Source organism: Paenibacillus sp. 01T424, assembly GCF_056398745.1.
Genome location: NZ_JBFTPZ010000063.1, coordinates 24,831 through 36,018, shown reverse-complemented (window position 1 = coordinate 36,018; position 11,188 = coordinate 24,831). Strand labels below are relative to the sequence as shown.

Annotated in this window: 10 protein-coding genes; 9 read left to right on the top strand and 1 reads right to left on the bottom strand. The window is 44.2% G+C overall.

All coding sequences use genetic code 11. The annotated features are described in order from the left end of the window. From AC1DPK_RS31105 to AC1DPK_RS31080, 6 genes are all read left to right on the top strand, one after another. The coding region (locus AC1DPK_RS31105; protein ID WP_477512670.1) for a helix-turn-helix domain-containing protein at positions 1–259 on the top strand (259 nt) is incomplete at its 5' end. Then, positions 217–879 (top strand): IS3 family transposase, encoded by a 663-nt coding sequence (locus AC1DPK_RS31100; RefSeq protein ID WP_477512672.1) that lies wholly within the window; start codon positions 217–219, stop codon positions 877–879. The genes AC1DPK_RS31105 and AC1DPK_RS31100, both read left to right, overlap by 43 nt. A 329-nt stretch (positions 880–1,208) precedes the next feature. Continuing rightward, positions 1,209–1,424 (top strand): hypothetical protein, encoded by a 216-nt coding sequence (locus AC1DPK_RS31095; protein ID WP_441884723.1) that lies wholly within the window; start codon positions 1,209–1,211, stop codon positions 1,422–1,424. A gap of 153 nt (positions 1,425–1,577) precedes the next feature. After that, positions 1,578–3,515, top strand: coding sequence for a putative thiazole-containing bacteriocin maturation protein (locus AC1DPK_RS31090; RefSeq protein WP_477512669.1), 1,938 nt, complete (start codon positions 1,578–1,580; stop codon positions 3,513–3,515). Continuing rightward, complete coding sequence (locus AC1DPK_RS31085; RefSeq protein ID WP_477512668.1) at positions 3,512–5,452, top strand: TOMM precursor leader peptide-binding protein; 1,941 nt, start codon at positions 3,512–3,514, stop codon at positions 5,450–5,452. Before AC1DPK_RS31090 ends, AC1DPK_RS31085 begins: the two co-directional genes overlap by 4 nt. Positions 5,453–5,508: 56 nt before the next feature. Then, positions 5,509–7,089, top strand: coding sequence for a SagB family peptide dehydrogenase (locus tag AC1DPK_RS31080; protein WP_477512667.1), 1,581 nt, complete (start codon positions 5,509–5,511; stop codon positions 7,087–7,089). Positions 7,090–7,160: 71 nt separating this feature from the next. On the opposite strand, the gene AC1DPK_RS31075 is transcribed toward AC1DPK_RS31080, so the two are convergent. Further along, positions 7,161–7,670 (bottom strand): hypothetical protein, encoded by a 510-nt coding sequence (locus tag AC1DPK_RS31075; RefSeq protein WP_477512666.1) that lies wholly within the window; start codon positions 7,668–7,670, stop codon positions 7,161–7,163. Positions 7,671–7,828: 158 nt separating this feature from the next. Here AC1DPK_RS31075 and AC1DPK_RS31070 point away from each other — a divergent pair, with 158 nt between their 5' ends. From AC1DPK_RS31070 to AC1DPK_RS31060, 3 genes are all read left to right on the top strand, one after another. Then, entirely contained in the window at positions 7,829–8,170 is a 342-nt protein-coding gene (locus AC1DPK_RS31070) for a DUF3889 domain-containing protein (protein ID WP_477512665.1), read from the top strand. Between the two features lie 83 nt (positions 8,171–8,253). Further along, entirely contained in the window at positions 8,254–8,565 is a 312-nt protein-coding gene (locus tag AC1DPK_RS31065) for a YbjQ family protein (RefSeq protein WP_076269253.1), read from the top strand. A gap of 173 nt (positions 8,566–8,738) precedes the next feature. Continuing rightward, complete coding sequence (locus AC1DPK_RS31060; protein WP_477512664.1) at positions 8,739–11,102, top strand: DUF4350 domain-containing protein; 2,364 nt, start codon at positions 8,739–8,741, stop codon at positions 11,100–11,102. Positions 11,103–11,188 lie beyond the last annotated feature (86 nt).

The window sequence follows — 11,188 nt, the reverse complement described above, 5'->3', positions numbered from 1 at the left end:
AAATAACGATGACTATGGGAAGACTGCGGAGCAACATCAGGTTTCCTACCAACAGGTATATCAGTGGGTGAAGAAATACCAAGACGGCGGGCAAGATGCGCTGCAGGATGGACGTGGACGTAAAAAGACCGAAGAAGAGTTAACTGACATAGACCGCCAAAAGCTTACCATGAAGAAGATGCAGGCTGAAAATGAACGCCTACGCGCAGAAATTGCATTCCTAAAAAAGTTAGAGGAACTCGAAAGAAGGCGACGCTAAGTCGAGTAAGTCAAGAAAACATCTATCTTGCCATTCAAGCTGTACAGCAAGATGGGCAGTTCAGCATTAAGATACTGTGTGAAATTGCAGAGATTCCACGATCAAGCTATTACAAATGGTTGAACCACAAGCCTAGCGTACGTGAACTAGAAAACCAAAAACTCACAAAAGCGATGATCTCTCTGCATGAGAAAGTAGGCGGTATCTACGGGTACCGTCGATTAACCCTTCACTTATGCAAAGAAACGGAGCAGCAGATTAACCACAAGCGCATCCAGCGCCTCATGCAGCTGCAAGGCATTCAGTCAGTGATCCGCCGTAGAAAGCGTAAGAAATATGCAACATCAACGCCTCAGCACGTGGCTGAGAACTTGTTAAACCGCGAATTCACTGCGACAAAGCCGAATGAAAAATGGGTAACAGATGTAACGGAATTCAAGTATGGTCAAAGTCAAAAGGCGTATTTAAGCGCCATCTTAGACCTCCATGACAATACCGTTGTATCCCATGTATTCCTTGAACGGGACATTGAAGCCTACATTCACTTTTACAATTACGAACGATTACAGGCGAAACTAAACGGCCTCAGTCCAATGGAGTTTAGGACTAAGGCCGTTTAACAGGTTTTATTATTTGTAATGTCTACTTGACGGGGTGCAGTTCAGGTCATTGACCTTGTAGACTGCCTCTTTTTTTAGTTGTTCCGTTTGCATAATGGGCGACTAGGTAAATGGATTAGTAACACTAGCGGAGCTTTTTTCATACGTATATGTCATGAACGATTATCGGCATATGACCAGTTTGGGTTGTTCTCATTTTCATTTCCTATTTTGTGAGTGCCGATGATAATCACATGAACATATAACGGAGGCTACTAAGATGAATGAATTTAAGAACGATCTTCAAAATTTGAACATGGATGCATTTAAATCGAGTGGAATGACGCCGAATGCTGGTCAAGGTCAAATGGATCCAAATAATGCTCGTTTGTGTATCGGCTTTTGTATTGGTTTTTGTATCGGGTTTTGTTCATGCGGCGGCTGTGGCGGGTGCGGCGGCTGCGGAGGTTGTGCAAGATGCGGTGGCTGTGCTCGCTGCGGAGGCGGCTGTGCCCGCTGTGCTGGCTGTGCCCGTTGCCGTTAGTCAACTAAATATTCAGATGTAAATAGAAGGTTCAAGACACCCCTGCAAACGCTTTTCGGGATGCTGGGGTGTCTTTCTATGCGAGTGCAGGTATGACGGACAAATAGCCATACATATCTTTATAGAGGAACTCTTGTTACGAAAAGCCAGATTTCAAAATAAGGAGGAATGAATTTTGGATCCTTCTATGCGCCTTAAAGTGAGAGGAGATACTTTTTTTCTCCCGAGCTCGGACGGAAGTGTCTATTTCCGCAACAATATTGGTTCATTTCGGATGGAAGGCAGTACGATTGATCAATGGATAGAGAAATTAATTCCGGTGTTTAATGGCGAGCATTCGATGCATGAAATAACGGATGGATTGACAGATCAATACCGTGATCATGTTTTTGAGATTGCAAAAGTATTGTATGCGAATGGTTATGTCCAAGATGTGAGTCAGGATAGGCCGCATCAGCTTCCGAGCCATATTGTTAAGCAATATGAGGCTCAGATTGAATTTTTGGACAGCTTTGATGGGTCTGGGGCATACCGTTTTGAGCTGTTTCGAAAGTCCAGCGTGCTTGTTGTCGGGAACGGGAATTTTTTGGTGTCAGTAGTGAAATCATTACTTGAATCCGGCCTTCCTCAATTTCACTTCATCAATATGAACGCGGAAACGACGGGACCTAGACGAATTACGGAGTTGGTGCACCATTACAGACCATTCGATTCTGAGGTCAAGGTGGATGAGATCAGCTTGCCGAGGGATGGGGGAGTGGAATGGTCGTTAGTAATACAGCCATACGATGCAATATTTTATGTGTCAGATCCAGAAGGGGAAGCTGAGCTTCAATCTCTTAACCAAGTATGTCTACTAAATAATAAAGTGCTGCTGCCGGCTATAATTCTAGGGCAGGCAGGTCTAGCGGCTCCGCTCGCCTATTCAAATTCGGAGGGTGACTGGGAATCAGCAAGGCGCAGAGTCCATTATGCTTCTATCTATAAGGAAACAAAAGATTATGCTGGTTCATCTGTTGCGGAATCGCTGCTCGCTAACGTGATCGTTTTTGAATGGCTAAAAACAGCTGCAGGTGTAACGAAATTACAAAATAACAAACTTTTTCTGCTGAACCTAGAGACGCTGGAAGGCAAGTGGCATCCGTTTCTTCCCCATCCGTTAGCCAATGAAAAACAAAAGGCGAAGAAGATTGAAGATTATGAGCTTCTGTCGGAAGAGAGCACGGGAAAACGTGATTCAAGCGGATTACTCCCTTTCTTCAGTCAATTAACATCCATGGAGACGGGCATCTTTCATATTTGGGAGGAAGGAGAGCTGCGTCAGCTGCCGTTGTCGCAATGCCGGGTTCAGTCAGTTGATCCTCTAACAGAAGGCCCAGCGCTGCTGCTCTCGGAAATTGTATGCAACGGTTTTAGACATGAGGAGGCACGCAGAGAAGCGGGGCTTGCTGGAATTGAAGCCTATGTGTCTCGTATGGCCAATATATTCATCAACCAGACTCCTGAAATTGGCTCTGCATTAGAGCCTGTGTTTATGGGCGTAGGAGCAGGGGTGACGATCGAGGAAGGCGTCTGCCGCGCTTTGCAAAAGTATTTATCCGAAGAATGGATAAGGCGATACGAAGCAGAACCTCCTTCTATCACACCGATAAAGCATAGTCATGTTGAGGATGAACGATGTCGTTACTATATAAAAGCGCTAACCACGATGCAAGGAGCCCCTTCCTTTGGCATCAGTGAGACTTTAATTGGTTTTCCAGTTGTATGGCTGAGAACTAGCGATTGCTGGTATCACGCAGTTGATTTAAATGAAACGAGGGCACTTCGCAGAGTTTTATTGGGCGCATTGCTGGACATTCAGAACAAAGATTCTCTCTTTAAAGGGAAAATAAATCAATTGGCTTCTGTAAATGTGAAGGAAGATGAAGTGGTGAACCTCTCCATAACCGAGTGTGATCCATTTGAGCATCGAGAGGTACTGAAGAATGCATTGATGCATCTACAAAATAACCAAAAGCGTCTTCTTGTGTATAACTTAACTTCGGAAGCTTTTTTCAATGAGGAGCTAGCGGGAGTATTCGGCATCTCGCTCCGAGAGGAGACAGAAGAGTGAGCGCTAAAATGGCAATTGTGGGCGAAGGGCTGCTCGCAGATTACGTAACCGATCTATTATCTGAATTTTGTCAGGTTGAACGAGTGAGCGATCTGTCGTTTGGTGTTCCAGAAACGGCAGAGCTTGCGCTCGTACTGAGCGATGGCTATGATTCAGCTTCTCATCTGATGGCAGAGGAAATGTTTAAGCAATCGGGGACACCATGGCTGCGCGGCTTTGTATCGTTTGGTGAGGGTGTAATAGGTCCGCTTGTTATTCCCGGGACAGCAGGCTGCTCGCAGTGCGCTGATCTGCGGCGTTTGATGGCTGGAAATGATCGAAAAGAAATGTGGGAGCTGCAGCATCTTTTTATGCACGGTGAAGTTTATCCGGATATTTGGTCTTCTCGAAGCGGGCTTCTGCATGTGGCTCGTCATATTGCTGCTGAAGCTGAACATTTCCTCCTTAACAACAAGGCTCATCTTGCAAATCGTGTAAAGCTGGTACATTTGCAAACGCTCAACAGCTCGGTTCATTTTTATTTGCCTGATCCGCTTTGTACGATTTGTGGAGAAATACCTGATGATTCGGCTATAGGTTCGCGAATTAAGCTGCATCCAAGCCCAAAAATTAGCGAAAATAGCTATCGAACGCGTTCGATGAGTGAGCTGAAAGCTGTATTAGCCAATGATTATTTGGACAATCGCACAGGTTTTTTGAATGGAAAAATGATTGACCTGATGTCGCCGTTTGCGGATTCGAGCATTATTTTACCGATGTTTTCGGGAGATGAAGGCTGCGCTGGCCGTACAAATTCATTTGCAGACAGTGAAATGACAGCCATACTAGAAGGTTTAGAACGTTATTGCGGTATATCACCTAGAGGAAAGAGGACAGCGGTTCATGACAGCTATGAGCATTTGAGTGAGATTGCCCTTGATCCCGTTCGGGTAGGCGTGCATGAGAAGGAACAGTATGCGCGTCCCGATTTTCCGTTTCAACCATTCGACCCGAGCAGAAAAATCGATTGGGTGTGGGGTTATTCGTTTTTGCAGGAGAAGCCTATTCTCGTGCCGGAGCTGCTCGCTTATTACAGCTCAGGCTGCGGCCACGGATTTGTATACGAAACCTCAAATGGCTGTGCTTTAGGAGGTAGCTTGGAGGAAGCTATTTTTTACGGAATACTGGAAGTAGTTGAACGGGATTCATTTCTCATGACCTGGTACGCACAGCTTCCGCTTGTTCCTATAGATCCTTATTCCTCCGGAGATCTGGAATTAACCTTAATGGTGGAGCGTTTACGTGATGTCACCCAATATGATGTCCATTTATTCGATTCGACGATGGAGCATGGCATTCCAAGTGTATGGGTGCTTGCCAAAAACAGAACGGAAAATGGCGTTAATATGATTTGTGCTGCTGGGGCGCATCCCGATCCAGTGCGGGCAGCAAAAGGAGCCATCCATGAGATCGCGGGCATGCTGCTCGCGTTTAATGAGAGGTTAGAAGAAAACCGTGAGCAGTATGAACGCATGCTTCATGATCCTTTTCTAGTACGGCAAATGGATGATCATTCGATGCTGTACAGCTTGAAGGAAGCTGAGGAACGTTTGAACTTCCTTCTTCAAAACGAAAGGCCGCTCCGTACATTCGAAGAGGCATTTAAACCAAGGCCAAAGCATGCAGATTTGACAGATGAATTAAACGTATTCCTCAAAGTTTTCCGTGAATTAAATTTAGAGGTTATCGTGGTTGATCAAACGACGCAGGAAACGCTGAGAAATGGGCTCCATTGTGTAAAGGTGCTCATTCCAGGTATGCTCCCGATGACGTTTGGTCAACATCTTGTCCGCTTGAGAGGACTTGAGAGGGTGTTGCGAATACCAGCTGAGCTGGGTTACGTCAAGGAGCGGTTAACGCATGAGCTGCTTAATCCTTATCCGCATCCGTTTCCATAAGCACTGACTGCTGTCATGCAATGGATCTCGGCGAGTTGGCACTTAGGAGGGGAGATATGAGTCTGAAGGCTTTTTTGCACCAATTGCAATATGATCCAGACAAAACCAAACCTCAAGATGTGGAAATTGATTGGGATAACGCTCCTCTACCGTACAAATTATATCGTCATGTACCGGCATTTCCTCTCGCTTCGGATGTTCCGCTTACTTTGACGGGCAAACGGGAACATACGATGCCAACGCTACGGGATATAGGCCATTTTCTTTGGTATACGTTCGGGCTGACACAGCTTAGCCAATCTGTTCTTGAACAACATACAGGGGAGGAATGGGAGGACTCCTTGCAGCTTTGTAGACGTTTTGTTCCATCAGGCGGAGGGCTGTATCCAAGCGAAGTATATTTTTATTTGAAGCTGGATGAATTACCTAACGGAATTTATCATTATGATGTGGCACATCATCGTTTGATGCTGCTGCGTGAAGGTCAATTTGATCGATATTTGGGCAATGCGCTAGGTGATCGGTGCGACATAACAAACGGCTTCGGAGCCGTATTTGTGTCCACTTATTTTTGGAAAAACTTTTATAAATACAATAACTTCTCCTATCGATTGCAAGGATTAGATGCTGGCTTGCTCGTTGGTCAGCTGCTTGAAGTGGCTAAACGTTATGACTTTGAGGCGGGTGTTTACTTTCAGTTTCTAGATGGTGCAATCAATCATATGCTTGGTCTACCTGATATGGAAGAAAGTGTATACGCTACGATTCCTCTTGCGATAGATGCAAATATGGAATGGTTCCACCATGGTGATAACGCGGAAAAAAATATTTCTTCAGATGAATTATGCAGTACTCTTCCGTTAATTAGACATGAGCACTACATGCGATCAAAAAAGGTATTGGAATATCCGTTGCTGATTAAGCTAAATGAAGCATCCATCATGGAATCCGCACGCGCGTTTAAACAGCTAGAGGGGCAGCAAATACTAGCCAGCAGTAGCGATGTTTATGCTTTACCGAGCGTAAATCGGATGACGTATGATCTAGCATCTGTATGCAGGCAGCGCTACTCGCCAGAAAATGAATATGTATTGCAAACCGTGAGTCTAACAGATTTGGCAGAACTATTGCAGGAGATCATGATTTCTTATAAGTATCGCAATGATTTGGATGGTTTAGTGCGAAGTCCATCGTCGCGCGTCCATTTATATGGCTGTTTTTATGGTGTTGATGGGATTCAAGATGGAGCGTATTACTATGATGATGCGGCTCACGCGTTGCAGCTTGTCCGTGCGGGTGACCAAAGGTCATGGCTTCAGTATGGCATGTCTTTGGATAACGTGAATTTATTCCAGGTGCCGCTTACTTTTCATGTGGCAGGTGATCTGGAGCATTTTCATAAGGAGCTGGGCTTTCGCGGCTATCGTATTCAACAAATGGAAGCGGGAATGCTCGTTCAACGTCTGCTGCTTGCCGCTTCCGCATTGAGAATGGAAGGACGCCCGCTGCTAGGATTCGATGTTAGCTCCATGAATGAACTTTATGGTTTAACGCCAAATGGACAAACGAGTCTTATTCAAATTCCTATTGGCCCATGTCGACCTCGTTCACGACTCGAAGGCAGTTTGTCGCAATAGTTGATGAGGAGACAAAGGGGCAGATTGAATGATGGCAATCATTCAATCTGCCCTTTTTATGTTTTGCTTTTTTAACCGTTAGGCTGCTCGGCTGCTGCCTTTTTCTGAAGCTCCCCGGCTGGCTGGCATGTAACAGGGAAGCAAACATGGTGCGGATGGTGATGCATCATGGGGTGAAACCAAGCATGATGATAATCTAAAGTCGAGAGCTCCCATCCATCATGAGGATGATGGTGATCGTAGTGCATGTGCTCATCCCACATCTCATGCATCATGGGATGATAATCATCCATCATGTGATGAAAGTGATGCATATGGTGGAAATCATCCATCATCGGATGAAAATCATCCATCATGGGATGGAAGTGATGCATGTGGTGAAAGTCATGAAAGTCGTGCATGTAAGGATAATGATGCATTTGACTTAAATCAACACAGCAATGAGCTGGAGCTGGAGCGGGTGCCGTCTGTGCATTCACAGTTTCCGGTCCCACATTGGCCTGGGCAGGGCTTGTTTGCATTTGTTGAAAATACTCAGGCATAACAGCCGATTGCGGCATATAAGATTGATTGCGTATCATGGTGTGCCTCCTTTTTATCATACTCTACAATATGCTTTGAATGAAAAAAGGGCACTTATCCCTATAAATTGGGCTGCAGCCTTTAGAAATGAAGAATAGGACGAAGCAAAGAGGGTGACGCTAGTACCATCACAATCCATGAAATAGGTGGTTGCAAAATGATAATTAATATTGTAATTAAGGCTGTGTTCGCACTGCTTAGCTTTACGCATACGGAAGTGTTTGCAACAGAAGCGGTTCATTTGCATGCGGAGCCGGCCTACGCAAAGCGGGGAAAGCTGGCCATGCAAGAAACGTCAAAAGCATACGAGGATGCTTCAATTGTTAATTACAAATACGAAGGAAGAAAAAAGCTAACTAATGGAGAATCAGAGGAATGTTTTGTTCTACTGTTAAATAAAGATGCCAAGCAATTTGCTATTCGCGTTACGATTAGAATAAACACGATTACGGACAAACTCATAGATGTGGAATTGAAAGAGCTAATGAATGGAACTTAATTGAAACAAAACAGCTGCCAGCTTCGTAATATAAGCAAATGTTTTAAATACACGCTTCTTTATGAAGCAAGAGGAGCATAATGATGCTAATTTCAACAACACCAACAATAGAAGGCCGTCCTATTCAAGATTATATAGGAATCGTAACAGGAGAGGCGATTATGGGTGCAAATGTCGTTCGTGACTTTTTTGCATCAATTACAGACATCGTTGGAGGACGCTCCGGTGCGTATGAGAGCAAGCTGAAGGAAGCTCGTGACGTAGCCATTGATGAGATGAAAAATCAAGCCGCTAAGATTGGAGCAAATGCAATCGTTGCGATCGACATTGATTATGAGGTTGTGCGTGAAGGAATGTTAATGGTAGCTGTCAGCGGAACAGCAGTACGCCTGTAAAATAATTTACCATAAAATTGGAAAACGATAAAACTATGATCACCTATGATCAAGTTTTGTCGTTTTTTTTTTGCATTTTATGATTATTTAGAAAAAGAAGCAACAATTCAATTGTAAAATTCGTTAAAATAAGGATGTGTATAAATGGAAGATCAAGTAAAGAGAGGGGTCAAATGGTGAACCGTTTTATTCATTTAAGAAATCGAACCATCGCATATGCGGTCATGATTAGTTTGATAGCTGCTTTCTTAGCGGGAACTGGAAACGCACAGGCAGCAGCAACGGAGAAGGGAATTTCATTGGAAACGAGTGTCGGGTTTCAAGGCTACATGAAACAATCCGAGTGGTATCCTGTAAGGCTTACACTGACAAACCAGACAGCTGAGGATTTGAAAGGCGAAGTTGTTATATCTATAGCAGGGTCTAATGACTTGATCATACCCACAGAGCTGCCTCTAGGCACAGCCATACAATTAACTGCATCTATTCAAGGCGAGCTTCTTAATCGGAGCAACAGTAAAATACGATTTTATAAGGACTCCTACAAATCAGGCAAACTTATTCCGATTTTCGGCAACGATTACATAGACGCAAGAACGGCTAACAGCTACACCATTGGTGTCATATCTCGTGACCCGGATACTTTGAATTTTATGCCATCGTTAAATCAACGAGGCTACGAAATAACGGTCATTCCGATTGCGCAGAAGGAACTGCCCAGTGACCCCATTTTACTCAAAACACTCAACACGATTGTTATCAATGATATGCCAACCACGGGATGGGATGAAGCACAGATTAAAGCCATAACGGATTGGGTTCAGCAAGGCGGCACACTTGTGTTAACTGGAGGAGTCGGCTATGGCAAAACTGCAGATGCCTTTAAACAGATTGCACCGTTAGAATCGTCAGGCACATCGACCATATCCAGCGCGGATTCACTTGCCAGCTTCGGAGGTACCACACTTGCACTTGAAAAACCTTTGGTCGTCTCGACAGGTCGTATAATAGATGGCAAAACGGAGCTTGCTGAGAATGGCCTGCCGCTTGTCATATCCCGTGAACATGGATTTGGCAGCGTTATTTATATCGCTTTTGATCCATCACTTGAGCCTATGTCTACATGGACTGGCAGCGCGATGCTATGGGCGAAGGTGCTTAAAAAAAATTTGACGCCGCTTCAGCCTGGCGCGATGAGCATCAACAATAATATGAAATGGAATATTGAAAGTATTATAGATGAGTTCCCATCGATTAAACCGCCCAACTTTATGCTGCTTATGTGGATGTTTATCGGCTATATGATCATCGTAGCGCCGGTACTGTATATAATTTTAGCTAAGGCAGATCGCAGAGAGTGGTCTTGGTGGCTTATCCCTGCTTTTTCTGTTATTACCGGTTTTGCAATCTTTTTCTTTGGCGCAGAAGATAAGCGGAATTTATCAGCCCATACGATTGAGATCATTGAGTTGACTGGACAAGGAGACGCTGTACGATCAGGTGCAACTGCGGTGTTCATTCCAACTGGGGGCACAGTGACTGCAGAATTTGATAAAAGAGTAAATTTATCTTTTTACGCCAATTACAACCAAAATGGAAATCAGATTATGGATGATAAAACGCAATTGATTTCTGAAAATGATTCGACTACAGCACTATGGCGCTCCGTTCCTTATTGGTCGACACGGAAACTATGGATAGAAAAGCAGACGATGAGCAGTGATACGGGGCAGCTAACTCTTGCTTATAAGCAGATCAGACATGCGATTGAGGTAACTGCGACCAACAATACGACAACTAATCTTACGAATGTTTCCATGCTAATCAATGGGCAAGCTCAGCTCTTTGGCGATTTGAAGGTCGGCGAGAGTGGGCAAACGACGATTACAACGAGTACGGTTAATCAATCAGGTTATTTCCCTTATGGACAGATGATGTTTCCTAATCCAACTAACCGAGGCAATGACGGGTATAATCGAGAGCGACAGCTTGTAGACAGCTTTGGGAATCGAAACAATGGCGGCATTGTTCCGCCGGAGCCTATAGTGGTGGGCTTTAGCACTGATCATGAGCAGAATTACAAGGTAAACGGCGAAACGATAAAGACTGATAACTTGAAGCTGTGGGTTCAGAAGGTCGATACATCTTTTATTGATGGGAATCGTGTCATCGTACCAGCAGGTCTTATTAATCCCATTATTACGGAGAATGCCACGAGTCAATTGCAGCACTACGGGAACGGTTCTTATTTTGTAGGCGATGGCGAGCTTATATTTGAATATATTTTGCCAAATGATCATGATGCTGTATATGATCATCTCGAAATCCTATACAACAACAGTACAACTGCTTCAAATCTCACATTGACTGTCTGGAACGAGAAAGAAGGAAATTGGACAGATCCAAGCAAAGCTGAAGCAGCGCCAAAAGAGTATTTGATTAACAATCAAATTGTTCGAATGAAGTTTTCTGTCATTGGTTCTGTGGACATGACTTTACCGCAGATTGCTTTAGAAGGAGAGATACAGAAAAAATGAGCAAAAATCACGAAATAGAGATCATTAATGTGGAAGTGCCTAAAACGGAACCTGCGGAACAACCATCAAATGATGCGCCTCTGGTT

Excerpts from the sequence above, each read along its gene's own strand:
- AC1DPK_RS31095 (WP_441884723.1), top strand. The coding sequence starts at position 1,209 with ATGCTGGTCAAGGTCAAATGGATCCAAATAATGCTCGTTTGTGTATCG.
- AC1DPK_RS31080 (WP_477512667.1), top strand. The coding sequence starts at position 5,509 with ATGAGTCTGAAGGCTTTTTTGCACCAATTGCAATATGATCCAGACAAA.
- AC1DPK_RS31075 (WP_477512666.1), bottom strand. The coding sequence starts at position 7,670 with ATGATACGCAATCAATCTTATATGCCGCAATCGGCTGTTATGCCTGAG.
- AC1DPK_RS31070 (WP_477512665.1), top strand. The coding sequence starts at position 7,829 with ATGATAATTAATATTGTAATTAAGGCTGTGTTCGCACTGCTTAGCTTT.
- AC1DPK_RS31065 (WP_076269253.1), top strand. The coding sequence starts at position 8,254 with ATGCTAATTTCAACAACACCAACAATAGAAGGCCGTCCTATTCAAGAT.
- AC1DPK_RS31060 (WP_477512664.1), top strand. The coding sequence starts at position 8,739 with ATGGTGAACCGTTTTATTCATTTAAGAAATCGAACCATCGCATATGCG.